26 protein-coding genes are annotated in these 23,427 nt (G+C 69.6%); 6 read left to right on the top strand and 20 right to left on the bottom strand.

Annotation, left to right across the window (positions count from 1 at the left end):
• The first annotated feature begins 82 nt into the window (after positions 1 to 82).
• Positions 83 to 1,183: a DNA/RNA non-specific endonuclease gene (locus CURTO8I2_RS09430; RefSeq protein ID WP_159680648.1), complete on the top strand. Its 1,101-nt coding sequence runs from the start codon at positions 83 to 85 to the stop codon at positions 1,181 to 1,183.
• Between the two features lie 12 nt (positions 1,184 to 1,195).
• Positions 1,196 to 1,630, top strand: a complete 435-nt coding sequence (locus tag CURTO8I2_RS09435) for a hypothetical protein (RefSeq protein ID WP_159680650.1) — start codon at positions 1,196 to 1,198, stop codon at positions 1,628 to 1,630.
• A gap of 3 nt (positions 1,631 to 1,633) precedes the next feature.
• Here CURTO8I2_RS09435 and CURTO8I2_RS09440 read toward each other — a convergent pair whose 3' ends face one another.
• The 12 genes from CURTO8I2_RS09440 to CURTO8I2_RS09495 all read right to left on the bottom strand — a co-directional run bounded on the left by CURTO8I2_RS09440 (position 1,634) and on the right by CURTO8I2_RS09495 (position 12,379).
• A complete protein-coding gene (locus tag CURTO8I2_RS09440; RefSeq protein WP_159680652.1) occupies positions 1,634 to 2,029 on the bottom strand; it encodes a YbaN family protein in 396 nt (131 codons plus the stop codon).
• 48 nt (positions 2,030 to 2,077) lie between these two features.
• Positions 2,078 to 2,608 carry a lipocalin family protein gene (locus CURTO8I2_RS09445; protein WP_159681630.1) on the bottom strand — a complete coding sequence of 177 codons (531 nt, stop codon included), beginning with the start codon at positions 2,606 to 2,608 and terminating at the stop codon, positions 2,078 to 2,080.
• A gap of 97 nt (positions 2,609 to 2,705) precedes the next feature.
• Entirely contained in the window at positions 2,706 to 3,788 is a 1,083-nt protein-coding gene (locus CURTO8I2_RS09450) for a cyclopropane-fatty-acyl-phospholipid synthase family protein (RefSeq protein ID WP_159680654.1), read from the bottom strand.
• The gene (locus CURTO8I2_RS09455; RefSeq protein ID WP_159680656.1) at positions 3,785 to 4,576 is read right to left on the bottom strand and encodes a DUF1295 domain-containing protein; all 792 of its coding nucleotides are present in this window, start codon (positions 4,574 to 4,576) and stop codon (positions 3,785 to 3,787) included. The genes CURTO8I2_RS09450 and CURTO8I2_RS09455 overlap by 4 nt, the downstream gene beginning before the upstream one ends.
• Positions 4,573 to 5,817, bottom strand: a complete 1,245-nt coding sequence (locus tag CURTO8I2_RS09460; RefSeq protein WP_159680658.1) for a cyclopropane-fatty-acyl-phospholipid synthase family protein — start codon at positions 5,815 to 5,817, stop codon at positions 4,573 to 4,575. Before CURTO8I2_RS09460 ends, CURTO8I2_RS09455 begins: the two co-directional genes overlap by 4 nt.
• Entirely contained in the window at positions 5,814 to 6,629 is an 816-nt protein-coding gene (locus tag CURTO8I2_RS09465) for a DUF1365 domain-containing protein (protein WP_159680660.1), read from the bottom strand. The genes CURTO8I2_RS09460 and CURTO8I2_RS09465 overlap by 4 nt, the downstream gene beginning before the upstream one ends.
• Complete coding sequence (locus CURTO8I2_RS09470) at positions 6,626 to 7,927, bottom strand: FAD-dependent oxidoreductase (protein WP_159680662.1); 1,302 nt, start codon at positions 7,925 to 7,927, stop codon at positions 6,626 to 6,628. The genes CURTO8I2_RS09465 and CURTO8I2_RS09470 overlap by 4 nt, the downstream gene beginning before the upstream one ends.
• A complete protein-coding gene (locus CURTO8I2_RS09475) occupies positions 7,924 to 8,877 on the bottom strand; it encodes a fatty acid desaturase (RefSeq protein ID WP_159680664.1) in 954 nt (317 codons plus the stop codon). The genes CURTO8I2_RS09470 and CURTO8I2_RS09475 overlap by 4 nt, the downstream gene beginning before the upstream one ends.
• Before the next feature lie 136 nt (positions 8,878 to 9,013).
• Entirely contained in the window at positions 9,014 to 9,811 is a 798-nt protein-coding gene (locus CURTO8I2_RS09480) for an anti-sigma factor (protein WP_159680666.1), read from the bottom strand.
• On the bottom strand, positions 9,808 to 10,377 hold the full coding sequence (locus tag CURTO8I2_RS09485; protein ID WP_159680668.1) for a sigma-70 family RNA polymerase sigma factor: 570 nt from the start codon (positions 10,375 to 10,377) through the stop codon (positions 9,808 to 9,810). The genes CURTO8I2_RS09480 and CURTO8I2_RS09485 overlap by 4 nt, the downstream gene beginning before the upstream one ends.
• Before the next feature lie 113 nt (positions 10,378 to 10,490).
• Complete coding sequence (locus CURTO8I2_RS09490; protein WP_159680670.1) at positions 10,491 to 11,276, bottom strand: hypothetical protein; 786 nt, start codon at positions 11,274 to 11,276, stop codon at positions 10,491 to 10,493.
• Between the two features lie 65 nt (positions 11,277 to 11,341).
• On the bottom strand, positions 11,342 to 12,379 hold the full coding sequence (locus CURTO8I2_RS09495) for a glycerophosphodiester phosphodiesterase family protein (RefSeq protein ID WP_159681631.1): 1,038 nt from the start codon (positions 12,377 to 12,379) through the stop codon (positions 11,342 to 11,344).
• Between the two features lie 147 nt (positions 12,380 to 12,526).
• Here CURTO8I2_RS09495 and queD point away from each other — a divergent pair, with 147 nt between their 5' ends.
• A complete protein-coding gene (queD, locus tag CURTO8I2_RS09500; RefSeq protein WP_159680672.1) occupies positions 12,527 to 12,883 on the top strand; it encodes a 6-carboxytetrahydropterin synthase QueD in 357 nt (118 codons plus the stop codon).
• Between the two features lie 161 nt (positions 12,884 to 13,044).
• On the top strand, positions 13,045 to 13,446 hold the full coding sequence (locus CURTO8I2_RS09505) for a phasin family protein (protein ID WP_159680674.1): 402 nt from the start codon (positions 13,045 to 13,047) through the stop codon (positions 13,444 to 13,446).
• A 96-nt stretch (positions 13,447 to 13,542) separates the two neighbouring features.
• Here CURTO8I2_RS09505 and CURTO8I2_RS09510 read toward each other — a convergent pair whose 3' ends face one another.
• The 7 genes from CURTO8I2_RS09510 to rhlB all read right to left on the bottom strand — a co-directional run bounded on the left by CURTO8I2_RS09510 (position 13,543) and on the right by rhlB (position 19,966).
• Complete coding sequence (locus CURTO8I2_RS09510; protein ID WP_159680676.1) at positions 13,543 to 13,944, bottom strand: DUF3037 domain-containing protein; 402 nt, start codon at positions 13,942 to 13,944, stop codon at positions 13,543 to 13,545.
• Positions 13,928 to 14,704 (bottom strand): HipA family kinase, encoded by a 777-nt coding sequence (locus CURTO8I2_RS09515; protein ID WP_201295545.1) that lies wholly within the window; start codon positions 14,702 to 14,704, stop codon positions 13,928 to 13,930. Before CURTO8I2_RS09515 ends, CURTO8I2_RS09510 begins: the two co-directional genes overlap by 17 nt.
• Complete coding sequence (ung, locus tag CURTO8I2_RS09520) at positions 14,704 to 15,402, bottom strand: uracil-DNA glycosylase (RefSeq protein ID WP_159680680.1); 699 nt, start codon at positions 15,400 to 15,402, stop codon at positions 14,704 to 14,706. Before ung ends, CURTO8I2_RS09515 begins: the two co-directional genes overlap by 1 nt.
• A 46-nt stretch (positions 15,403 to 15,448) precedes the next feature.
• Positions 15,449 to 16,270, bottom strand: coding sequence for a response regulator (locus CURTO8I2_RS09525; protein WP_159680682.1), 822 nt, complete (start codon positions 16,268 to 16,270; stop codon positions 15,449 to 15,451).
• A 3-nt stretch (positions 16,271 to 16,273) separates the two neighbouring features.
• On the bottom strand, positions 16,274 to 17,224 hold the full coding sequence (gene ftsX, locus CURTO8I2_RS09530; RefSeq protein WP_159680684.1) for a permease-like cell division protein FtsX: 951 nt from the start codon (positions 17,222 to 17,224) through the stop codon (positions 16,274 to 16,276).
• Positions 17,217 to 17,906 (bottom strand): cell division ATP-binding protein FtsE, encoded by a 690-nt coding sequence (gene ftsE, locus CURTO8I2_RS09535; protein WP_159680686.1) that lies wholly within the window; start codon positions 17,904 to 17,906, stop codon positions 17,217 to 17,219. Before ftsE ends, ftsX begins: the two co-directional genes overlap by 8 nt.
• Positions 17,907 to 18,199: 293 nt before the next feature.
• Positions 18,200 to 19,966 (bottom strand): ATP-dependent RNA helicase RhlB, encoded by a 1,767-nt coding sequence (gene rhlB / locus CURTO8I2_RS09540; RefSeq protein ID WP_159680688.1) that lies wholly within the window; start codon positions 19,964 to 19,966, stop codon positions 18,200 to 18,202.
• 203 nt (positions 19,967 to 20,169) lie between these two features.
• Between rhlB and trxA the strand changes: the two genes are divergently transcribed.
• Together trxA and rho are read left to right on the top strand one after the other, a co-directional pair.
• Complete coding sequence (trxA, locus tag CURTO8I2_RS09545) at positions 20,170 to 20,496, top strand: thioredoxin (protein ID WP_159680690.1); 327 nt, start codon at positions 20,170 to 20,172, stop codon at positions 20,494 to 20,496.
• 213 nt (positions 20,497 to 20,709) lie between these two features.
• A complete protein-coding gene (gene rho / locus CURTO8I2_RS09550) occupies positions 20,710 to 22,488 on the top strand; it encodes a transcription termination factor Rho (RefSeq protein WP_159680692.1) in 1,779 nt (592 codons plus the stop codon).
• 68 nt (positions 22,489 to 22,556) lie between these two features.
• Here the strand turns inward: rho and CURTO8I2_RS09555 are convergent, their stop codons facing one another.
• Complete coding sequence (locus CURTO8I2_RS09555; RefSeq protein WP_159680694.1) at positions 22,557 to 23,426, bottom strand: protein tonB; 870 nt, start codon at positions 23,424 to 23,426, stop codon at positions 22,557 to 22,559.
• Position 23,427 lies beyond the last annotated feature (1 nt).

The following is a 23,427-nucleotide window of genomic DNA, read 5'->3' on the forward strand; positions in this document are numbered from 1 at the left end:
GCGCACCAAGGGTCGCCCCCAGATTGTCCGGGTCCGAGGCGCCGCCCAGACTTGCGCGCATCCGCGCCGACAGGACCGCACGATGGGCATTCTCGATGGGCTGGGCAACGCCGCCTCGCAGGCGGGCGGGTTCTTCAAGGGCGCCGGCGAAGTGCTCTGGGAGACCGGCGAAGGCGTGGTCACGCTCGGCGGCAACGCGCTCAAGACGAGTTACGACCTGGGCCCCGCGGGCTTCGCCGTCGATGGTGTGACCGGGCTGTACGAGCGTGCCACCGGCGACACGCTCGATGCGCCGGCGTGGCTGCCGTCGGCCGCGCGCGGCGGTGAGCGGATGGAAGCGGCCGCCGAGGTCGTCTCCACCCTCGCCCGCAATCCCGGACTGCTGGTCGACGCCGTGGTCGAGCCGATCAAGGCCGACTGGCAGGCCGGCCACTACGGCGAGGCCATCGGCCGCGGCGCGACCGAACTGGTGCTGGCCGTGGTCGGCACCAAGGGCGCCGACAAGGCGGCCAAGGGCGCGAAGGTGGCCGATGCGGTCGAGACCGCCGCCGACGCCACCCGCGCGAGCGGGCGCGTGGACGATCTCGGCGATGCCGGTCGCACCACCGCGGCGCACGGCGCCGACGAGACGGCCCTAGGCGACATCCTCGCCGACGCCGACACCGGCCGCACCGTCGGCGGGCGCCCGGTGCTGGCGTTCGAATCGATGGACGACTTCAACCTCGCCGCGAACGCCGCACGCCCGGACACCGTCTACGAATTCGGCGCCTACCGCTGGACCACCGACGACCAGGCGCGCGTGATCCGCGCCGAAGGCCGCGTCGATCTCGAGCCGGTGGGCCGCAACGACGCCGGCCTGCAGCGCGACATCGGCAACGAAGGTCGCGACACCGACGTCGGCTTCCACGTCATCGCCGACCGGCTCGCCGGACCGACCAACCGCCTGAACGTGGTGCCGGGCAACGGCAAGCCGATCGGCGACGGCCTGCCGAACCTCAACAACGGCGACTACAAGCGCTTCGAGAACGAGCTGGCGCGGCTGGCCGGCGACGGGCACGCGGTGGATATGCGGGTATCGCCCCAATACAATCCGGGCAACACCAGCAACCGTCCCGACACCTTCGTTGCGGAATATCGCTTGGATGGCGGCGACTGGATCGACCAGACCTTCCCCAACAAGTGATGCGCACACGCCATGGATGATCTCAACGCCGCCTATGCCGACACCGTGCGTGCCGTCGCGGCGAGCGTCCGCGACGTGAACGACGGCGAATGGGGCGCGCGTGACTGGCTGCGCCTGGTGGTCGATTTCGAATCGCTGTCCGAGGACGGCGGCGCGCCGCGCACCAGCAGCATTTCGTTCGCGATCGCGCGCGCAGGCGACGGCCCGCTGGAGAAGGTCGCGTTCCGCCTGTCGCCCGAAGCCAAGGCCGGCTTCGCGCAGATCGGCCGGATCATGCACGCGCAGAAGGGCCAGGACTGGACCACGAGCACGCTGGTCGTCGAGCGCGACGGCCAGTACGACTTCCAGTTCGGCTACACCGCGCCGTACCGCCTGTCGGGCAACCTCAACGACACGCGCTATCGCGACTACCTCGAGCGCTACAAGGCCGAGACCGGCGCGCCCTAGGGATCACGCTGCCGGCGGCTCCGGCCGCAGCCACAGCCAGATCGCCACCGCGGCCATGCACGCGATCGGCAACGCGGTCATCCACCAGCGATGGGCGGGAATCCACAGCATCAGCGCGAGCAGGATCGCGGCGCAGACCGTCATCGTGCCGGTCGCGAGCCACTTCGCGCGGCGGCTGACCGCGCCATGCGCCTGCCAGTCGCGGATGGCCGGACCGAATCGTGGATGCGCGAGCAGCCAGCGATGCAGGCGATCGGAACCGCGCGCGGCGGCCCAGGCCGAGATCAGCACGAACACCGTCGTCGGCAGGCCCGGCACGAACACGCCGACGATGCCCAGCCCGAGGCTGGCGTAGGCCAGCAGCCACCAGGCCCAGCGGAAGCGCGCGCGTCGTTGCATGACGCATTCTATGCGCGGCGCCCGTGAGCGCCGCGCGGCCTGCACCGCTCAGTCGACGCGGGTCGCGTCGGGCACGCGCGCCGGATCGGCCGCCGACTGGGGGACGCGGCGGATCTTGGAGATGTCGTAGCCCAGCGCACTGATGCGCGCCATGTGCGCCGCGTAATCGGATTCCGGGATCGACGGCGTACGCGCCATCAGCCACACGTAGTCACGCTTGCTGCGCCCGACGATGGTCTGCTGGTACGCGTCGTCGACGTAGACGATCACGTACTCGGCCTTGATCGGCCAGACGAACTGCATGCCCCAGATCGCATTGCCGGTGCCTTCGCGCACCGTGCCGGTGGGGTGCATGGTCTTGATCTTCTCGTCGAAGCCGCCGTCGCGATAGCGGAACGTCGTGTCGACCTTGCCGTCCTCGCGCAGCGTGTAGGTCTCCACCGAATCGAAGGCCTCCTTCTCGAGGCGCGTCGGGATCTGCGCGATGACGTACCAGTCGCCCATGAAGCGCGGTACATCGACGTGCGCGACCGGGGGAATCTGTTCCTTCACATTGCCGCCTCCACAGGCCGCGAGCATGCCGGTGGCGATGCCCGCGAAAATCAGGCCAGCGGCAAACCGCCGGTTCGAAGTCGCCATGAAACCCCTCCTGCCGTGAGTGCGGCGTCGGTCGCGGTCAACCCGCGCGTGAGAACCGGTAATGCGCGACCAGCCACTGCTGGCCACGCTCGTATCCGAACAGCTCGGCGCAGGACATCCAGAACATGCGCCAGCGCTGGAACCACAGCTTCGCCCCGTCCGCGCCGTAGGCCTGCTCGAGCACGCGCATCACGGCATCGCGGTTGCGGTCCTGGTTGGCGAGCCAGTGGTTGGAGGTCTTTTCATAGTGCGTGCCGTCGAGCAGCCAGCGCTGTTCGATGCCGAGATCGCCCTGCTGGAAATGCAGCAGCGTGTCCGCCGCCGGCATCAGGCCGCCGGTGAAGAAATGCCGGCCCATCCAGTTGTCCTCGCCCGCGGTCTCGTAGGGATACATCAGCGTGCGGTGCGCGAAGATGTGCACGAACAGCTTGCCGCCCGGTCGCAGCCACGTGCCGATGCGCGTCATCAGGGTCTGGTAGTTGCGCATGTGCTCGAACATCTCGATCGACACCACGCGGTCGAAGGCCCCGGTGTCGAGCGACAGCTCGTTCACGTCACAGGTGATCACCCGCACGTTGCCCAGGCCGCGCGCCTTGCACTGCGCTTCGATGTGCTGGCGCTGCGGGCGCGAGTTCGAGACGGCGGTGATGCGCGCGCCGGGAAACTGCTCGGCCATCCACAGCGTCAGCGAACCCCAACCGCAGCCCAGTTCGAGGATGTCCTGCCCGTTGGCGAGCTCCGCGCGGGCGCCGTACAGCGCCAGCATCGCGTCTTCGGCTTCGTCGAGCGTCTCGTTGCCGGTCGGGTAGTAGCAGCTGCTGTACTTGTAGCGGCGCCCGAGGCACAGCGCGAAGAATTCCGGCGGCAGTTCGTAGTGCTGGGTGTTGGCCGCATCGGTGTGGATGGCGACGGGACTGGTGCGCAGCGACTGCAGCAGCGTGTCGAAGCGCGTCGACTGCGCCTCCATGCTGCCGGCCGTTTCTTCGGCCAGTCGTTGCGCGCACAGGCGACGGATGCCCAGGCGCAGCGCCGCATCGGGCACCAGTCCGCGTTCGGCCATGCCGATCAGGCCGGGCGCGGCGGTGTCGCGTTCGAGTTCGGGGCGAGCCACGGCATTCATGCGGACGGTCCTCTGGAGTCGGATTTGGGGAACCACGGAAACAGCATCGGCGTGGTGCGCTGGTAGTCGCGGTAGTCGTCCCCGCGCGTCCGCAGTGCCTGCTGTTCGGTATAGGGAATGCCACTGACATAGCGCAGGAACAGGTACATCACCACCGGTCCGGCCAGCGCGAGCCACCACAGCGGCGAACCCGCCGCGAGGACCACGTAGGTCAGCCAGTGCAGCCATTCGAAGAAGTAGTTCGGATGCCGCGAGTAGCGCCACAGGCCATCCCTGCAGGTCTTGCCGCGGTTGGCGGGATCGGCGCGGAAGTCGGCCAGCTGCCGATCGGCCACCGCTTCACCGCCGACGCTGATCAGCCAGACCGCGATCGCGGCGAGCAGACCGAGCGAGGAGACGGGATTGGCCGCCACCGCGAGGAACGGCACCGCGAACAGTACGATCAGCAGCGCCTGGGCCTGGAAGAACAGGAAGAACTTGCGCTGGTCGCCGTGCCAGTGCGTGCGCAGATAGGCGTAGCGGCCATCCTCGTCCTCGCTGCGCACGCGCTTCCACAGATGCGCCGCCAGGCGCAGGCCCCACAGCCCGCCGAGCACGGCGAGCAGGATCCGTGGCAGCGGCGCGCCATCGCCCAACAACGCGACCACGACCGCCGCGCCGCCGACGCCACAGGCCCACACCACGTCGACGATGCCGGCGTTGTCACGGGCCTTCTGCCAGCGCCAGGCGCCGGTCATCGCGATCGCGGCGAGCGCCCAGACCACCAGCAGCGTCCACAGCGGGCTCATGACGCCACCAACCGCACATGGTCCGGCTTGCCGAACAGCAGGTGGGACACGCCGATCGAGCGCTCGCGGAACCCGCCCTCGCAATACGCCAGATAGAACGTCCACATGCGCTCGAAGCGCCGGTCGAATCCCTGCCGGCGCACCTCCGGGAGCTGCGCCAGGAACCGCTCGCGCCAGATCTGCAGCGTGCGCGCGTAGGAGGGACCGAAATCGTCCTGCTGCAGCAGCTGCAGATCGCTGGCCGCGGTCTTGGCCTGCAGCATCGCGCTGATCGAGGGAATGAAGCTGCCGGGGAAGATGAAGCGCTTGATGAAGTCGACCGAATCGCGCGCCTGCGCGTAGCGGTGGTCCTCGATGGTAATCGCCTGGACCAGCGCGGTGCCGTCGGGCTTGAGCAGGCTGCCGAGCTTGCCGAAATACGTCTCGAGATACTGCGCGCCGATCGCCTCGATCATCTCGATGGAGACCAGCTTGTCGTAGGTGCCCTCGAGGTCGCGATAGTCCTCCAGCAGCAGCGTGACACGCTCCTGCAGACCGGCCTCGGCGATCCGCGCGCTCGCCAGCGCATGCTGCTCGCGCGAGATCGTGGTGGTGGTGACGTGGCAGCCGTAGTGCTGTGCGGCGTGCAGCGCGAAACCGCCCCAGCCGGTGCCGATCTCGACCACGCGGTCGCCCGGCCGCAAGGCCAGACGCGTACAGATGCGGTCGAGCTTGCGCGTGGACGCGGTTTCCAGCGTGTCGTCCTCGCGTTCGAACAGCGCGGAGGAATACATCAGGTCCGGCGAGAGGAACAGCGAGAAGAAATCGTTGCCGAGATCGTAGTGCGCGGCGATGTTGCGGCGGCTGCCGTCGCGCGTGTTCCGGCGCAGCGCGTTCCAGCCGCGCATCGCGAGCCCGCCAAGGCGCGCGATGCCGGTTTCCATGCCGTCGAGCAGATCGCGGTTGCGCACCAGCAGGCGCACCAGGCCGACCAGATCGTCGCAATCCCAGTGTCCCTCCATGTAGGACTCGCCCGCACCGACGCTGCCGTTGGCGGCCACCAGGCGGTAGAACGCGGGATCGTGCACGCGCACGTGCACCGGTCGGATCGTCGCGTCGCCGAAGGTCTCGCTGCCGAGTGCGTCATCGAGCCGCAGCGCGTCGCCTTCCATCCGGGCGAACTGGGTGACAAGGCGCGCACGCAGAGCCCGCTCGAGCGCGCCGGGCGGGCGCAGCGTCGCATGGGCGGCGATCTGGTTCATCGGGAAGGCTCCTGTTCGGTCCGCGGCAGACGCGGGTGGTCGTGCACCGGATTGCGCTTGAGCCAGAGACGCAGCGCCTGCCAGTGGATCGCGGCGACGACCTGTGCGGTCATCGCGGGGTAGCGCCACAGCACGCGCGCAAGCGAGCCCGCGTCCAAGGGTCGCCGTTGCAGTGTCATCGTGGCGTCGAATTCGCGCACGTCATCGCGCAGCACGTCCATGTGGATGTGCAGATCCTCCACCGGTGGCGTCAGCCGCCAGCGGTAGCGGTGGTCCATCGCCATGAACGGCGAGACGTGGAAGACCTTGTCGAACGCCCACTGCAGCGCGCGGCCGTGCCGTTCGGCATCCGCGGCCGGCAGCACGTAGGCATGGCGCTCCTTCCACGGCGTATTGGTGATCTCGGCGACGATGCAGTCGAGCGTCGTGCCATCGGCGCGATAGCAGTAGTAAAAGCTCACCGGGTTGAACACGAATCCGAAGTAGCGCAGATGCGTGAGCAGCCGGATCGGGCCGTCGGGCCTGCGTCCCAGTGCGGCTTCGACGCGCAGGCGCACGGCCTCGGCGAGCGGCACGTCGGTCGGGCCGAGGTAATCGGCGCGGCGGAACCGGGCCAGTGCCGGGCGTCGGGTCGACCACAGCCAGCGGCCCTCGAACACGCGATCGAGCTCGTCGAGATCGAGCCACAGCTGCGCGACGCGGTAGGAAAATGCGTGCGGCACCGGGTGGTAACGGCGATGGCGCACCACGCCTTCGTAGACCGCGCTGTGCAGCCCCGGGGCCGGCGTCGCGCGAATGCCGTCGCCGCTCATGCGACGGCGCTCACGGGCCGCGGCGCCGCCGGTTCGCGGGCTGCGTCGGCCAGTGGTCCGACTCCGAACGCACGCGCGACCTGGGCCGCGCTGCGGATGCCGTCTTCGTGGAATCCCCAGCCCCAGTACGCACCGGCGTACCAGGTCCGGCGCGTGCCCTGGATCTCCTCGCGGCGGCCCTGCGCAGCCACCATCGCCGCGTCGTAGACCGGGTGCGCATAACGCATGCGCGCAAGCACGCGCGCCGGATCGATCGCACCGCTGCGGTTGAGCGTGACCACCAGCGGCTCGGGCGCATCGAGGCCTTGCAGCTGGTGCATGCAGTAGCTCACCGTGCACGCCGCACCGGGCGTGGCGGGAATGTGCGCGTTCCACGCCGCCCAGGCCTTGCGGTTGCGCGGCAGCAGACGTGCATCGGTGTGCAGCACCGTCTCGTTGTGCTGGTAGCGGATCGCGCCAAGGATGTCGCGCTCGGCGGCATCGGCATCGTCGAGCAGGGCGAGTGCCTGGTCGCTGTGGCAGGCCAGCACGACCTGGTCGAAACGCTCGCTGCCGGCGGCGGACGTCACGAGCACGCCCTCGGCATCGCGGCGGACCGCATCGACGGGACAGCCGACGCGCTCGGTCACCGACCAGCGGGCGCGCAGCGCATCGATGTAGCGCGACGACCCGCCGCGCACCACACGCCACTCCGGCCGGCCGCTGAGCTGCAGCATGTGGTGGTTGGCCATGAACTGCACGAGATAGCGCGCCGGAAACTCGAGGATGCCGGTGCTCGGCGACGACCACAGCGCCGAGGCCATCGGCACCAGATGCAGATCACGGAACGCGGCGCCGTAGCGATTGGCCTGCAGGTATTCGCCGAGTGTCGGGCCGGCATCGTCACTGTCGAGCAGTGCCGGCGCCTCGCGATAGAACCGTCGCAGGTCGCGCAGCATGCCCCAGAAGCGCGGCGACGCCAGGTTGCGCCGCTGGCAGAACAGGGTGTCGAGCGTGGTCGCGTTGTACTCCAGCCCGTCCGCTTCGTTGTGCACCGAGAAACTCATCGTCGTCGGCTGCGAGGCGACGTCCAGCGATTCGAACAGCCCGCTCAGCAGCGGATAGTGCGCCGGATTGAAGACGATGAAGCCCGTGTCGACCGCGAACCGCTGACCGCCCACCTGCACGTCGTGCGTGTGGGTATGGCCGCCAAGCCGCGTGTCGGCCTCGAACAGCGTCACCGCATGACGCTGCGACAGCCACCACGCGGTGGACAGACCGGCAATGCCGGACCCGACGACGGCGATGCGCTGCGTCATGCGCGCGCCTTGTCGTGCACCCAGGCAGGCACCGGCTTGAGATCACGCACCAGGCCGACCCACGACATCAGTTTGAGGCCGTACCAGGTCAGATCGATCTCCCACCAGCGGAACCCCTGGCGCACGGTGCCCGGGAAGAAGTGATGGTTGTTGTGCCAGCCTTCGCCGAAGGTCAGCAGCGCCAGCCAGACGTTGTTGCGGCTGTCGTCGCCGGTGTCGAAGCGCTGGCTGCCGAAGCGGTGGGACAACGAATTGATCGTCACCGTCGCGTGGAACAGCGCCGTGGTGGAGATGAAGAAGCCCCAGACCAGCATCTGCCCGCCACTGGTGCCCAGGCCCGGCGCCACGCGTTCGAGCAGCGCGCCCAGGCCGTACAGCGCGACCGCGAGCAGCACCGGTACCAGCGTGTCGAAGCGGTCGAGCCAGCGCAGCTCCGGGAACTTCGCCAGGTCCGGAATGCGCGACCAGTCGGTGCGGAAGCCTTCGCGGGTCAGGAACCAGCCCATGTGGCTCCACCAGAAGCCGTGGACGCGCGGCGAATGCGGATCCAGTGCGGTCTCGGTATGCCGATGGTGATTGCGGTGATGCGCGGCCCACCACAGCGGACCACGCTGCACGCACGACGCACCGATCAGCGCGAACACGAACTGCACCACGCGCGAGGTGCGGAACGTGCGATGCGAAAAGTAACGGTGGTAGAAACCCGTCAACGCGAACATCCGGATCGCGTACAGCGCCACCGCCACGATCACCGCGATGGGCGACACGCCGACCCAGAACGCCAGCAGGCAGGCGAGATGCATCGCCACGAACGGCGTCGCGCGCAGCCAGTCGATCCGGTCGTCGCCTTCGCGCACGTCGTTGGCTTGCGCGCCGGTATCGAACCAGCGGCCCAGACTTGCGCGCAACGTGCGGGTGCCGGTCGCGCTGCGGCCGGGATCGCTCGACATTGAAAGACTCCTGCGGATGTGGCTTACGGGAAATACGCGCAGGCGCGTGGAACGGATGCACGCCGCATCCCTGCGTTCACGCGCGCACGTGGCGCGCCGCGATGTCCGGCGGCCTGCGCCGCCGGTTGGGGATCGCTTAGATGCGCAAGGCGCCGCTGGCGACGACGGGACCCGTGGGGGCGTTCCCTGGCGAGCCACCCGGCGGCTCCAGCGACACCGCCAGCGTGGCGCCCGTGACCAGCGCAGCCTGCAGCGCGGCGGGCACTTCGACCGCATGCGTCCGGTCGTGCGGCAACAGACCGAGCGAGGTCGGCGCGCCGCCCTCGGGGATCAGCCACAACTCGGCCACGCGCCCTGCCGCATCGACATCGGCGGGCACCGGCACGACCAGCACCCGGCCCTGCCCGGCATCCACCGACGCCAGCCACGCCGGCGAGCCGTCTTCATGCGCGAGCGTGGTGACCGGCAGCGCATCGATGGCGGGTGCAGGTGCAGGCGCGGGCACCGGCGCAGGCGTCGGCGCGACCACCACCGGCGACGCGCGCTCGTCGTCGACAGGCATGCGGCCGGCCAGCACCGCGACGATCGCGACCACGGCCGCCAACGCCGTGGCGCCGCGCCAGAAACCGGTGCTGTGCCACAGACCCTCGGGCCGTGCCGCCACCGGCGTCCAGCCCAGGGCGGTGCGGATCCGCGGCCAGACGTGCGCGGGCACATCGGCTGCCGGAAACTCGGCGAACCACGGCGCAAGCCGCACGTCCCATTCGGCCACCAGACGCGCGAAGCCCGGATCCCGGGCGATGCGCGCTTCGGCCGACGCGCGCGCCGGCGCGTCGAGCACACCGAGCACGTACTCGCCGGCGAGCAGATCCGCCCGCGGCGGCTCGGGACCACCGTTGTCGTCGATGTCGAAGTCGAGGTCGCGCACGTTCATGGCTCCAGGCACGTCCGCAGCTGCAGCAGGCCACGGCGGATCCAGCTCTTGACCGAACCCAGCGGCGAGCCCACGCGCTGCGCGAGTTCTTCGTAGGTGGCACCGTCGAAGAACGCAGCACGGATCAGTCGGCGACGGCGCGGCTCCAGGGTGTCGAAACAGGTGTCCAGGCGCGCGCGGTCACCCGCGCGTTCACTCGACTCCAGCGGCGTGTCGCCGTCGTCGGGCATCGCCTCGATGAGTTCGACCGGCGCGAGCTGGTGCTGCGGGCGCGCGCGCAACCGGTCGATCGCGGTATTGCGGGCGATCGTCGCCAGCCAGGTCGCTGCCGCGGCGCGCGCGGGATCGAACTGCGCGGCCTTGCGCCAGATGCGCACATAGACATCCTGCAGCGCGTCTTCGGCTTCGCCGCGGTCGTGCAGCACCCGGATGCAGATGCCGAGCAGCCGCGAAGCGCTGGCGCGGTACAGCGATTCGAACGCGCGCTGGTCGCCTTCGGCCACCTGGCCCAGCCAGTGATCCAGGCCCGGCTGTTGCGCTGTGGCGATCGCATCGTGCTGTGGCATCCGGCGCACGCATCCCGAGAAATGATGGACCGCCATCCTCACAGCGGCCCGCCGTTCGCGCAAGCGCGGTCGTGCGGATCGCCGGCGGCGGCCAGTGCGGGGGGCGGCGGACGTCAGGTGGCGCATCGGCCTGTCAACGGTTCGGCCAGCGCGGCGGCGACTTCGGTCGCCGCGACGCGGCTCGGTGGCTGGACGGGAAACACGATCCGCACCTCGCGCGGTTTGCCGCGCGCATCGCGCACCGTGCCGGGACCCGCGAACTCGCGCAGCCGCCGGTCCTCGAGCCCGTATTGCAGCTCGATGGGGGCGACCGCGAAGCCGAACCAGCGATCCACCGACATCCGCAACCGGCGTACGCCGCCGGCGTCGTCCACTTTTTCCACGCGCACCGGCATGAACGTGAGACGTTCGGGCAGCAGGAACGACAGCCGCTGCGGCGATTCGCCCAGCGCCGACCAGCGTGCGCGCACGGCGGCGTCGAAGCCGGCATCGATCACCGCGCCCTCGGTCGCAGGCAGTGCCGCGGTGCGCGGCGCGGCATCGCCGCGCTGGACGAAGATTTCGCGCGCGCCGCCCTGGGTGCGCACGCCTTCGCGGTAGCCGCTGCGCGCATCGATGAAGGCGAAGTCCGGCTGCGCGGCGACGCCCTGGGTGCGCACCACCTTGCGCGCGAACGCCGCGCCGTCCGGGCACCGGTACAGCACGACGCGGCGCGCGGCATCGCCGTCGTGATCCTGGTAATGCACTTCCCGATACAGCAACCGACCGTCATCGCGCGCCAGTGCGCGTGCTTCCTCCCGCTCGGCCGCCACCAGCGGCGATGCCACCAGCAGGCATGCGGCCAGCGCAGCGCATCGCACGCGCGGACGGACGGCAGCTTCGACGACGGACAGTGGCATGGGCGGCTCCCGTGATGAGGTTCACGGGACGTACGCCGGCATTGCGGGGCGCGGATGCAGTCGGTTCAGCGCGCGTCCACCGCGCGGCGCGCGAGTGCGGGATCGTCGGCGAACAGACCATCGACGCCCGCATCGAGGAACGCCCGCATCTCGGCGATGGCGCCGGCCTCGTTGCGCGCATCGGGACCGCCGTGACGCAATCCGAGCGGCAGATAGCGATTTTCGGGACGGAAGGTGTAGGGCATGACCTGCAGGCCGGCGGCGTGCGCATCGGCCACCAGCGTGGTCGCCTCGAACCGGCCATCGGCGATCTGCGACTTGTGCGGTCCCAGCAGCGCTGCGTACGTCGCGATCGCACGCAGGCCGTCCGGGGTCAGCATGTCGCGGTCGCGCAGATCGCTGCGAGCGGCGTCGCCATCCGCCGGACGCGCGCGCGGATCGCCGATCAGCTGGAGCAGGCGCAGGTCGGGCAGCACCGGCGCGGCGATGTCGCGCAGCGTGCGCAGGCTGGTCGATTCGAACGACTGCACGACCAGCGGCACGCGCGTGGCGATGTCGTGTTCCGCGAGCACGTCGATCAGCGCCTGTTCCATCGGCAGGCCGATCGCGCGGAAGTGCGTGGGGTGCTTGAGTTCCGGGATCAGGCCGACCTGACGGCCCGACGTGCGCACCAGATCGTCGAGCAGCGCCAGGATCTCGTGCAGCGTGGACACCGGGAACCGGCGGTCGTGCGCATCGCCGCGCAGGGCCGGCATCGGTTCACGGGCACGCAGCGTCTTCAGCTCGGACAGGGTGAAGTCCTCGGTGAACCAGCCGGTGATGGCGCGCCCGTCGATGGGCTGCGTGCGCTGTCGTGCCGCAAACTGAGGATGCAGCGCGACATCGGTGGTGCCGCCGAGCTCGTTCTCGTGACGCGCGACCAGCACGCCGTCGCGGGTCATCACCAGATCCGGCTCGATGAAATCGGCGCCGTCCTCGACCGCGCGGCGATACGCCGGCAGCGTGTGCTCGGGCCTGTGCGCGCTCGCGCCGCGATGCGCGATCACCCGCGGCGCTCCGGCAGCGGGCGGGGCAGCGGAGGCGGCGTGCTCGGGCAAGGTCATGGCGGCGGTGGCGATCAGCAGCGGCAGCAGGCAGCGCAACGGACAGCGGAGCGGGTGCCGGGCAGACAGGACCCGGCGATCGTGGCGTCTGCGCAGGTCGGCACCGCGACGATTGCCGCGCGAGCGGCCACGCCCGAGAATGCGCGCATGGACATCTTCAAGGTTTTCACCCTCGAGGCCGCGCATCGGCTGCCGAACGTGCCGCCGGGCCACAAGTGCGCGCGCCTGCATGGCCATTCGTTCCAGGTCGAGGTGCACGTGTCCGGCGAACCGGGGCCGGAGACCGGCTGGATCATGGACTTCGGCGATCTGAAGGCCGCGTTCGCACCGCTCTATGCCCAGCTCGACCACCACTATCTCAATGACATTCCCGGCCTCGAGAACCCGACAAGCGAGCGTCTGGCGATCTGGATCTGGGAACGCCTCAAGCCCGGCCTGCCGGCGCTGAGCGCCATCGTGATCCGCGAGACCTGCACGTCCGGATGTCGCTATACCGGCCCCTGAGCAGGCCGGCACGGGCACTGGAAACGGTTCCAAGCCACTGATTCGCTTACGGAACTGAATGCACGACGACCGCTTGTCGGAAGTTTGTTGCAACGCAGCATGGTTGCGATATGCTGCACCGCACAAACCCGGCAGATCGCCGGCTCACGCAGGTAACCGCCATGTCCTACCAGTTCAACGAGCAGTTCACCGCCGCGTCGCGCCAGTTCGCCGATGCAGCCGCCCAGTTCAACCGCCTGGCGCTCGAGAACGCCGAGACCCTGTTCGGTCTCCACCTCTCGACCCTCAACGACAACACCAATGCCACGTTCGCCTTCGTCAACGAAGCGATCGACGTGCGCGACATGGATGGCCTCAAGGCCCTGTGGCCGAAGGGCGCGCAGGTTGCACGCGAGAACGTCGAGCGTCTCGTCAGCGCCGGCCAGGAAACCCTGGGCCGCACGGTGAAGACGCACGAAGCCATCGCCGGCCTCGCCAAGGCGCAGGTCGAATCGGCCACCGCCGACGTCCGCGCCGAGGCCGAGAAGGTTGCCAAGGCCGCCGCGAAGACCGCGAAGCGCTGAACCGCGCTGCGGCGCTCCGGCGCCGCCACCTGAACTCCGGGCGATCCCTCCCTCGCCCGTAGCCGACCCGGCAGCCCCCACGCTGCCGGGTTTTTTTTATGCGCCGCGAAGCGGCGCCGGGGGCAGCACCATCCGCGTCATCAGGCGCGTGCACAGTCCATGCGGATCGTCGGTGCGCCCGGTGTGCACCGGCGAGACCTGGATGATCGAACTGCGCTTCGCCGTGAGCCAGTGGAAGCGCGCACGCGCCGGCAACGCGGCGATCGGCCCGCCATCCGCATCGCCGCGGCAGATGCGCACGATGGCGTCGAGATGCCGCTGCAGGGTGTCGAGATCGGCGTGCGGATCGAGTGCGTGCAGCCGCGCCGGGTCCAGCGCGACCGCGGCCGCGAGCGTCCGCGCGCCCTGGCAGGACACGATGACGCCCACGTTGATGAACTCCTCGCGCTCGACCCGGGGCACGGCCCGGATCACCGCGTAGTCATAGACCTGCTGCATGCGCACGCTGCGCCTCCCCGACGAACGTCGACCGGTGCGCCAGGCGCGTGCAGAAGAACGCGACGTAGGCATCGCGGAGCGCATCGGCGTCGGCGAACCCGGGTTCGGGCGCCAGCCACCCGTCGGGCACCAGCGCGACGATGCGGCGGATGTCGGCCTCCGTGATGCGCGCCGACAAGGCGGCATCGGCGGCGTCGAGCGCGGTCGCGAACGGCAGCAGCACGTGGTCGGCGATGCGCGCGAACGGCCCGGTCGCGATGCGTGCAGCGCTGTCCCAGTCGTGATGGAAGTACAACGCCGCGCCGTGATCGATCAGCGTCAGCCGGCGGTGCCAGACCAGCAGGTTGGTATTGCGCGCGGTGCGGTCGACATTGCAGATGAAGGCATCGAACCAGACGATCCACGACGCGAGCGCGGCATCGGGCGGCGCGACCGCGGGGTCGAAGTTGATCGCGCCGGGCAGATAGTCCAGCGCGAGATTGCAGCCCCCGCTGGCGCGGATCAGGTGCTGGATTTCCGAATCGGGCTCGGTCGCGGCCAGGTCCGGATCGAGATCGATGAAGACGATCTCCGGCATCGGCAGGCCCAGCAGGCGCGCGAATTCGCCGCCGACCAGTTCGGCCACCAGCGCCTTGGCGCCCTGCCCCGCGCCGCGGAACTTGATGACGTACATGCCGTCGTCGTCGGCTTCGACGACCGCCGGCAGCGAGCCGCCTTCGCGCAGCGGCGTCACGTAGCGCGTGGCCTCGACGCTGCGGATCATGCGGCCAGCTCCGCTCGCGGCGGCAACGACCAGTCGATCGGTGCGATGCCGCGTTTGCGCAGGAACCCGTTGGTCTTGGAGAAATGCCCGCTGCCGAGGAAACCGCGATAGGCCGACAGCGGCGACGGGTGCGTGGTGCGCAGCACGCAGTGTCGAGTGGTGTCGATGACCTTGCCCTTGGCCTGCGCGTAACTGCCCCACAGCAGGAACACCAGATCCTCGCGCTCGCGGTTGAGCACATCGACGACGTGGTCGGTGAAGCCTTCCCAGCCCTTGCCCTGGTGCGCGCCGGCCCGGCCCTCTTCCACCGTCAGCACCGCATTGAGCAGCAGCACCCCGCGCCGGGCCCAGGGCATCAGCCAGCCGTGATCGGGCCGCGGCAGCCCCAGGTCGCGTTCGAGTTCCTTGTACATGTTGTCCAGCGACGGCGGCACGCGCTGGTCGGGACGCACGGAGAAACACAGACCGTGCGCCTGGCCGGGGCCGTGGTAGGGATCCTGGCCGAGGATCACCACCTTCACCGCATCGAACGGCGTCGCATCGAAGGCCGCGAAGATGTCCGGCCCGGGTGGGTAGATCCGCGCACCGGCGGCCTTGCGTTGACGCAGGAACGCCGACAGCGCCTGCATGTCGTCGCGACGCAGCCAGTCGCCGACGTGCGCTTTCCAGGAGGGCTCGAGTCGGATGTCGGACATGCAGGGGTTCGATGCGGCGCGGGGCGCGACAGGGTAACGCGGACGCTCAGCCCGGCATTGCGGCGAGCCGCAGCTGGAACAGCGTCTTGGTGGCCAGCACGCGTTCCTCGGCCGGTTTGACGACCAGATCGTTGGCGCCTGCACGCAGCAGCGCGACCTGGTTGTCGTGGTTGCCGTCGCCGGTCATCACCAGCACCGGCAGGCGCCGCTTGCCGTAACCGAAGTCGCGGCGCACGGCCCGCAGCAGGTCGTGGCCGCTGAGTTCCCCCTTCAGATACACGTCGGTCAGCAGCAGGTCGGCGCCCGGCGCGGCCGGGCCGTCGCGGTAGGCGTCGAGGTAGGCCAGGGCGTCCTCCGCGCTGAGCACGTGGGTCACGCGCATCTGCTGCGCCTCGAGCATGCGACGGGTCGCCAGCGCGACCGTGCGGCTGTCCTCGACGTAGAGCACGTGCGCGTCCGGCACCGGCGCGGGCTGCACGTAGCCGCGGATGAATTCCGCCAGCGCGCGATGACCCAGTGCCTTGTCGAAATGATCGGTGACGTCTTCGGTGAAGCGGCGCGCTTCGAGATGGGCCTGCGCGTCGCCCGACACCACGATCACCGGCACGTAACGTTGCCCGGTGGCTTCGCGCACGCGGCGCGCCAGCTGCAGGCCATCCCCGTCGGGCAACGCCAGCGCGGTACTGACCAGATCCACCGGCGCGGCCTCCAGCGCGGCCACCGCGTCAGCCAGGCCCGCACACTCCACCACGTCCACATCGGCCAGCGACTGCCGCAGCACGTCGCCGATCAGCCGGCGGACGAGCTTCGAGCCGTCGACGACCATCACCCGGGGGGCGTCGCCGGCCAAATGACGAAGATCGTGCATGGATCAGGTATCGGTGGGCCGCGTCTGGCGCAGGAAATGCCCGGTCACGACACCGCCACCGCACCAGCCCAGCGCGGTGGCGCCGGCCAGCACCGCCACGACGCCCATCGGACCGAAGCCGCGCAGCGCGAACGCCGCGCCGTAACTCGCGGCCAGTTCCGCCAGCGGCGGTTGCAGCGCAAGGCCGGCGAGCGCGAGCAGTCCGAGCGCGGCCGCGCCCGCGGCCAGCCCGTACCAGGCGCCGAGATACAGGAACGGTCGACGGATGAAGCCGTCGGTGGCGCCGAGCAACTGCAGCACGCCCAGTTCGTCGCGCCGCGACTGGATGTCGAGCCGCACCGTATTGCCGACCACCAGCAAGGCGCCGATGCCGAGCAGCGCCGCCAGCACCCAGACCACGCGGCCGCCGAAGCGCAGCCAGCCGTCGAGCCGTTCGCGCCACTGCGCATCGTGCTGGACGAGTTCCGATTCCGGCAGCGTACGTAGCGACTCGGCCAGCAGCATCTCGTCGCCACCGGGCGTCACGATCAGCACGTGCGGCAGCGGGTTCTCGCCCAGCACGTCGATCGCGTCGCCGAATTCGCCGCGCTCGCGCAGTTCCGCCAGGCCTTCGTCCGGCGAGCGGTGCACGACGTTGCCGACGTCGCCGCGACCGCGCAGTTCGCCGGCGAGCGCCTCGGCGCGCGGCCCGTCGACGTCCTGTCTGAGGAACACGCTGATCTCGCGCGAGGCGTCGATGCTGCCGCCCAGGCGCCCGACGTTGTCGAGCACCAGCCACAGGCCGAGCGGCAGTGCGAGCGCGACCGCCATGACGCCGATCGTCAGCGCCGCCGACCACGGTTTCTTGAACAGCCGGCCGAGGCTGGCGAGCACGCTGTAGACGTGATGGTCCACCCACGTGCCGACGGGCGACGTGCCCTTGCGCGCAGGCTGGTTGCGGGGCGCCTCAGGCATCGGCGAGGTCCTCCGGCGAAATGTCGTCGGCCAGCGTGCCGTGGTCGAGCACCAGCGTGCGCTTCTTCATGCGCTTGACCAGACCGAGGTCGTGACTGGCGATCAACACGCTGGTCCCGCGCTCGGGCAGCTCGGCGAACAGGGCCATGATTTCGGCCGACAGCGTCGGGTCGAGATTGCCCGTCGGTTCGTCGGCGACCAGCAGCATCGGCTCGCCGACGATCGCGCGGGCGATGCCGATGCGCTGCTGTTCGCCGGCCGAGAGCTGGGTAGGCAACGCACGTTCGCGCGCGCCCAGCGCCAGCCGTTCCAGCACGCTGCGCACGCGCTTGCCGATCTCCGGCCGGCGCATGCCGCGCAGGATCAACGGCAGCGCGATGTTGTCGAACACGCTGCGGTCGGGCAGCAGGCGGTGGTCCTGGAAGACCACGCCGATGTCGCGGCGATGCAGTGCGACCCGGCGACCGCGCACCTTGAGCAGATTGCGCTCGCCGAACACCACCGCGCCGCGGCTCGGCCGCTCGGCCAGATGGATGAGTTTCAGCAGCGTGCTCTTGCCCGCACCGGAGTGGCCGGTGACGAACAGCATCTCGCCGGCCGCCACATCGAAACTCACGTCCGACAGCGCCACGTGGCCGCCCGGATACTGCTTGCTGACGTTGTCGAATCGCAGAACGCTCATGCGCGGCAGTATCGCAGGGAATGCGCACAGCAGCGTCATGACCGGCGCGCGCCGGCGGGCGATTCCGCAGCAGGCGTGGCGTCGCGTTGCGCCGGTCCGGACGCATCGACGCAGCGAGCCGCGCAGGTACCGGTGCAAAGTGCGTGGCGCGATGGCTTCCATGCCGCAGACCCCGTGATCGAGTCCTGGCGCAGGCGCGGCACGGCGGTCGCCAGGCGCGGCCATCCGGATGGCCCCCAGAAAAAAGCCCCGCCGAAGCGGGGCTTTTTCATCACACCGGCCGACGCCTGCGATCAGCGCTTGTCGTCGCCCGAGACCAGGCGACGCAGCCCGCGACCGATGCGGCTCAGCAGCGACGGCGCCTGTTCGGACTTCGGCGCCGGCGCCGGACGCTGGGTCGGACGCACTTCGCGCGGACCCTTGGCTCCGTTGCCCTGCGGCTTCTTCGACGCGTCGGCTGCGGTGGTCCCGGCAGCCTGCGGCGCTGCACCCTCGGCACCTTCGATCTTCTTGCCCGCGCGACGGCGACGACGCTTGCGCGGCGGTCGCGATTCGTCCGGCATCGCCTGCGCGACCGATCCGGCGGCATCGATCCCCGGCTGCGCAGCGGCGACGGCCGGTGCGGCCGCGGCCTGCTCGCCCTCGACCCGCGGCGGACGCGGCTTGCGCGGTCCGCGCTCGCCACGACCTTCGCCGCTGCCCGCCGAACGCGGCCCACGCGAACCGGGCGCACCCCGACCGCCGCCACCGGCGCCCGCACCGCGACCACCGCCACGCTTGGCATCCTCGACGGCGCGCGCTTCGCGCACTTCCTTGAAGATCTCGTGGATGCTCTCGCCGTCCTCGTCGTCGAGCTCGACGCCCTCGCGCGGCTTGCGCGGCAGCGCGGTCAGCAGCTCCGAGGTCACCGGCTCCACCGGGATCTTCTGCTCGATGTAGGCCTCGATCTCCGGCAGGCTCTGCGCGTAGCGCTCGCAGGCGAAGCTGATCGCGTCGCCCTCGGCGCCGAGGCGCGCGGTGCGGCCGATGCGGTGGACATAGTCTTCGGCATCGAACGGCAGGTCATAGTTGAAGACGTGGCTGACGCCGTCGATGTGCAGACCGCGCGCGGCGACATCGGTGGCCACCAGCAGTTCGAGCTGGCCGGCCTGGAACTTCTTCAACAGGCTTTCGCGCTTCTTCTGCGGCACGTCACCCGACAGCACGCCAACCCGGTAGCCGGCCTTCTCCAGCGCACGCGCCACCCGCTCGATGAACGCCTTTGTGTTGACGAACACCATCGTGCGCGCGCCCTCGCTGCGCGACAGCAGGCCCAGCAACAGCTGCAGCTTCTCGTCGTCGGCGGGGAAATACATCACCTGCCGGACCTTGGCGTTGGTGATGAACTCGCTTTCGACGACGAGCTTCTCCGGCTCGTTCATGTGCTCGTATGCGAGCTCCAGCACGCGATGGCTGAGCGTCGCCGAGAACAGCAGCGTCTGGCGCTCGGTACGGATCGGCATGCGCCGCAGCAGGAAGCGGATGTCCTTGATGAAGCCCAGGTCGAACATGCGGTCGGCTTCGTCGAGCACGCACATCTCGCAGGCGTGCAGGCTGACGACCTTGTGCTGCTTGACGTAGTCGATCAGGCGGCCGGGGGTCGCGATGATGACGTCCGCGCCCTCGGTGAGGATCTGGCGCTGCTTGTCGTAGTCGACGCCGCCATAGACCAGGGCGAACTTCAGCCCGAGGTGGCTGCCGAACTTCACCGCGTCCTTGTGGATCTGGATGGCGAGCTCGCGGGTCGGCGCGAGGATCAGCGCGCGCGGGTCTTCCGGCTTGCGGTCGGCCAGCGCCGGCTTCGACAGCAGGCGGTTGATCACCGCGACCAGGAAGGCCAGGGTCTTGCCGGTGCCGGTCTGGGCCTGGCCGGCGACGTCGCGGCCGTTGAGGGCCAGCGGCAGCGTCAGCGCCTGGATCGGCGTGCAGCGGGTGAACCCGGCCTCTTCCAGCCCGGCGAGCAATGCCGGATGCAGGTCGAAGGACGAGAAGGTGATGTCGGTAAGAGGCTTGTCGCTCATGCGTAGGAAGGTGTCCGGGCGTCGCCGACTGGGAGGGCGCCGCGTGCTTGCGTGGGAGGCAGTCGCGACGGCAGACTGCCTGGGCGCAGGACGCGTGGGTCGTCCCGCAGGAGCGCCACCTTGATTCCGGGCGGCGATTCCCCATTTTACATCCATCCCGGCGCCGCTGCTTCGAAGCGCGCCCCAGCCCCCCGGAGCCCCCCGTGACCGATGCCGTCATCCATGCCAGCGATTCCGATTTCGACACCACCGTCCTGCAGTCCGACGTACCGGTGCTGGTCGATTTCTGGGCCCCGTGGTGTGGCCCCTGCAAGATGATCGCCCCGGCGCTCGACGAACTGGCGGGCGACTACGCCGGCCGCGCCAAGATCGTGAAGATCGACGTCGACCAGAACCAGGCCACCGCGCTCAAGTACCACGTGCGCTCGATCCCGATGCTGCTGCTGTTCAAGGACGGCCAGGTCCAGGGCACGCAGATCGGCGCGGTGGGCAAGCCGCAGCTGGCGCAGCTGATCGACAAGGCCCTCTGAGACCCGCTTCCATGCAGCGACAGGCCGCCCGCGGGCGGCCTGTCGTCTGAACCGACCTTGCGGCCGCCGCTTGCCGCCGGTCGGACGCAGTGCTAGGTTTGCGCTGCTCCGGCGTGTGTACCGCGCGCCGCACCCATCTGGCGTCACTCCCGACTGTCCGTTTTCCTGCCGCCGCCCGTCCCGGGCGCTCGCAACCGAGCGAGGATTTTCCGCTTGTCCGACCACACATCCGATCCCGGCACGCCCGAGGGCGACACCGCCGTGAAGCGCGTGCGCAAGCCGCGCGTGGCCAAGAAGGCCACCGACACCGCGTCCCCCGATTCCCAGTCCCAGTTGCCCTTGGCGACGCAGGACGCCCCGGCCCCGAAGGCGTCGCAGGCCGGCGCACCGCCGCAGCCCGAGGCGCCGAAGGCATCCGGCGACTCCGCCCAGGGCGATGCGCCGCGCGGCAATCCCGGCAACCCGGGCGCGCAGAACAACCCGGGTGGTGGCCAGTCCAACGGCGGCCAGCACCATGCCCAGCAGGGCGGCGAGCCGCGCCAGCACGGCGGCGGCCAGCAGCACCAGAACCGCGGCAACAACAACGAACAGGGCGGCAACAACCGCCGCGACCGGTTCAAGAACCGTCGTGACCGTCCGCGTGGCGGTGGCCGCGATGACGGCCTGCCGCAGGACGGCGGCAACGACCACGTCCAGCGCCTGCCGCCTCCGAACATTCCGGAAGGCTTCCCGCAGTACACGCTGAGCGACCTCAAGCGGATGCCGGCGCACAAGCTGCTCGACATCGCCGACCAGCTGGCGATCGAAGGCGTGGCCCGCGCGCGCAAGCAGGACGTGATCTTCGGCCTGCTCAAGGTCCTGACCCGTCACGGTGAGGGTGTCGTCGCCGACGGCGTGCTCGAGATCCTGCCAGACGGCTACGGCTTCCTGCGCGCGGCCGAAGCGAGCTACCTCGCCGGTCCCGACGATGTCTATATCTCGCCCAGCCAGATCCGCCGCTTCAACCTGCGCACCGGCGACCACCTGCTCGGCCGCATCCGCTGGCCCAAGGACGGCGAACGCTACTTCGCGCTGTCGGTCGTCGACACGATCAACGGCGAGCCGCCGGAAGCCAGCAAGGGCAAGGTGCTGTTCGAGAACCTGACCCCGCTGTTCCCGCGCAAGCGCTTCAAGCTCGAGCGTGGTGACGGTTCCAGCGAGGACATCGCCGGCCGCATCCTCGATCTGATGGCCCCGCAGGGCAAGGGCCAGCGCGCCCTGATCGTCTCGCCGCCGAAGGCCGGCAAGACGATGATGATGCAGCAGATCGCCAGCGCGATTACCTACAACCATCCTGACGTGCACATGATCGTGCTGCTGATCGACGAGCGTCCGGAAGAAGTGACCGAGATGCAGCGCACCGTGCGCGGCGAAGTCATCTCGTCGACGTTCGACGAGCCGGCCGCGCGCCACGTGCAGGTGGCAGAAATGGTCATCGAGCGCGCCAAGCGCCTGGTCGAGCACAAGAAGGATGTCGTCATCCTGCTCGACTCGATCACCCGCCTCGCCCGCGCTTACAACAACGTCGTGCCGAGCTCGGGCAAAGTCCTGACCGGTGGTGTCGACGCCAACGCGATGCACCGCCCGAAGCGCTTCTTCGGCGCCGCGCGCAACGTCGAGGAAGGCGGTTCGCTGACCATCATCGCCACCGCCCTCGTCGACACCGGCAGCGCGATGGACAAGGTGATCTACGAAGAGTTCAAGGGCACCGGCAACTCCGAAGTGCACCTCGACCGTCGCATCACCGAGAAGCGCGTCTACCCGGCGATCAACGTCAACCAGTCGGGCACCCGCCGCGAGGATTACCTCATCGAGCCGGACCTGCTGCAGCGCATCTGGATCCTGCGCAAGCTGCTCCATCCGATGGACGAGATCGCCGCGATGGAATTCCTGCTCGACAAGATGAAGACCACGAAGTCCAACGACGAGTTCTTCTCGTCGATGAAGCGCTGACCCGAAGGTCTTCGCGCACGAAAAAGCCCCGCAGTTGCGGGGCTTTTTTTGGGGCCGGTCCGGCGGGCTCAGCCTTCGAACGGCGTGAGCAGGCGGAAGCGGGACTCTCCCTGATGCAGCGTGCCGGCGACCTGCGCGTCCGGGTTGAAGCCGGGCGGGTCCGGCATCGCCCAGGTCGGACGGGTCTGCGCGCCTGGCACGTATCCGAGCCACTGGCCGTAAGCCGGACCTTCCGGACGCCGGGGGTCATCGGAGAGCGAGAAGTCAACCGGCACACGGACCACCCAGTGATCGCTGGAGACCGCGTCGCCGGTGGTCGGCGGCGAGAACGTCCACTCCCGGGCCTTGTCGATCGCCGCCTTCTCCAGGCCGCGGCGGATCATCTCCATCTGCCGCGCCGAGCCCAGCGCCGTCAGGTTGGTCTGCTCGGCTGCGACGTCCTCCACACGGCCATCGCGCCCGACCTTGACCAGCAAATAGACCGTGCCCTTGCCGCCGATCTGCGCGATGTGCATCGGATACCGCGGCGGCTTCATCTCGATCGAGCGGACGCGTCCGGTGTCGTCCGGATCGTATTCCTCGCCGAAACTCGCGCTCTTGATCGCGATCTGCATGTTGCCGTCGTCCGCAGGCGTCGCCACCAGCCGGATGGTCATCTTCGCGCGCGCCAGCACCGCCGCGCCGTCGACGCGCACCGGTTCGAAGCGCAGCGCCGGCACCGCGCGCTCGATCAGACGCACGACGTAGTCGGGAAGCTTGTCCGGTTGATCGAGCGTGTGGGCGCTGACGCTGCCGTCGCGCGCGATGTCGACATGCCCGGTCACCAGCATGCTGCCCTCCACCTGCTGGCGCATTTCGCGCGCGCTCTGCGCCGCAGTCACCGACGGCACGAGGCAGGCCGTCGCGAGCAGTACACCCAGCAATCTTTGAAGTGTCATC

The sequence above is a fragment of the Luteimonas sp. 9C genome (assembly GCF_902506295.1).
GTDB lineage: Bacteria > Pseudomonadota > Gammaproteobacteria > Xanthomonadales > Xanthomonadaceae > Luteimonas.

Bases quoted from the DNA above. Each gene is read 5' to 3' on its own strand.
- ung (WP_159680680.1), bottom strand. From the start codon at position 15,402: ATGTCCGACATCCGACTCGAGCCCTCCTGGAAAGCGCACGTCGGCGAC.
- CURTO8I2_RS09485 (WP_159680668.1), bottom strand. From the start codon at position 10,377: ATGCCACAGCACGATGCGATCGCCACAGCGCAACAGCCGGGCCTGGAT.
- CURTO8I2_RS09490 (WP_159680670.1), bottom strand. From the start codon at position 11,276: ATGCCACTGTCCGTCGTCGAAGCTGCCGTCCGTCCGCGCGTGCGATGC.
- CURTO8I2_RS09555 (WP_159680694.1), bottom strand. From the start codon at position 23,426: ATGACACTTCAAAGATTGCTGGGTGTACTGCTCGCGACGGCCTGCCTC.
- ftsX (WP_159680684.1), bottom strand. From the start codon at position 17,224: ATGCCTGAGGCGCCCCGCAACCAGCCTGCGCGCAAGGGCACGTCGCCC.
- rhlB (WP_159680688.1), bottom strand. From the start codon at position 19,966: ATGAGCGACAAGCCTCTTACCGACATCACCTTCTCGTCCTTCGACCTG.
- CURTO8I2_RS09475 (WP_159680664.1), bottom strand. From the start codon at position 8,877: ATGTCGAGCGATCCCGGCCGCAGCGCGACCGGCACCCGCACGTTGCGC.
- CURTO8I2_RS09495 (WP_159681631.1), bottom strand. From the start codon at position 12,379: ATGACCTTGCCCGAGCACGCCGCCTCCGCTGCCCCGCCCGCTGCCGGA.
- CURTO8I2_RS09460 (WP_159680658.1), bottom strand. From the start codon at position 5,817: ATGAACCAGATCGCCGCCCATGCGACGCTGCGCCCGCCCGGCGCGCTC.
- CURTO8I2_RS09430 (WP_159680648.1), top strand. From the start codon at position 83: ATGGGCATTCTCGATGGGCTGGGCAACGCCGCCTCGCAGGCGGGCGGG.
- CURTO8I2_RS09505 (WP_159680674.1), top strand. From the start codon at position 13,045: ATGTCCTACCAGTTCAACGAGCAGTTCACCGCCGCGTCGCGCCAGTTC.
- CURTO8I2_RS09480 (WP_159680666.1), bottom strand. From the start codon at position 9,811: ATGAACGTGCGCGACCTCGACTTCGACATCGACGACAACGGTGGTCCC.
- CURTO8I2_RS09435 (WP_159680650.1), top strand. From the start codon at position 1,196: ATGGATGATCTCAACGCCGCCTATGCCGACACCGTGCGTGCCGTCGCG.
- CURTO8I2_RS09510 (WP_159680676.1), bottom strand. From the start codon at position 13,944: ATGCAGCAGGTCTATGACTACGCGGTGATCCGGGCCGTGCCCCGGGTC.
- CURTO8I2_RS09445 (WP_159681630.1), bottom strand. From the start codon at position 2,608: ATGCTCGCGGCCTGTGGAGGCGGCAATGTGAAGGAACAGATTCCCCCG.
- CURTO8I2_RS09465 (WP_159680660.1), bottom strand. From the start codon at position 6,629: ATGAGCGGCGACGGCATTCGCGCGACGCCGGCCCCGGGGCTGCACAGC.
- CURTO8I2_RS09450 (WP_159680654.1), bottom strand. From the start codon at position 3,788: ATGAATGCCGTGGCTCGCCCCGAACTCGAACGCGACACCGCCGCGCCC.
- CURTO8I2_RS09525 (WP_159680682.1), bottom strand. From the start codon at position 16,270: ATGCACGATCTTCGTCATTTGGCCGGCGACGCCCCCCGGGTGATGGTC.
- CURTO8I2_RS09440 (WP_159680652.1), bottom strand. From the start codon at position 2,029: ATGCAACGACGCGCGCGCTTCCGCTGGGCCTGGTGGCTGCTGGCCTAC.
- CURTO8I2_RS09455 (WP_159680656.1), bottom strand. From the start codon at position 4,576: ATGAGCCCGCTGTGGACGCTGCTGGTGGTCTGGGCGCTCGCCGCGATC.
- ftsE (WP_159680686.1), bottom strand. From the start codon at position 17,906: ATGAGCGTTCTGCGATTCGACAACGTCAGCAAGCAGTATCCGGGCGGC.
- CURTO8I2_RS09470 (WP_159680662.1), bottom strand. From the start codon at position 7,927: ATGACGCAGCGCATCGCCGTCGTCGGGTCCGGCATTGCCGGTCTGTCC.
- queD (WP_159680672.1), top strand. From the start codon at position 12,527: ATGGACATCTTCAAGGTTTTCACCCTCGAGGCCGCGCATCGGCTGCCG.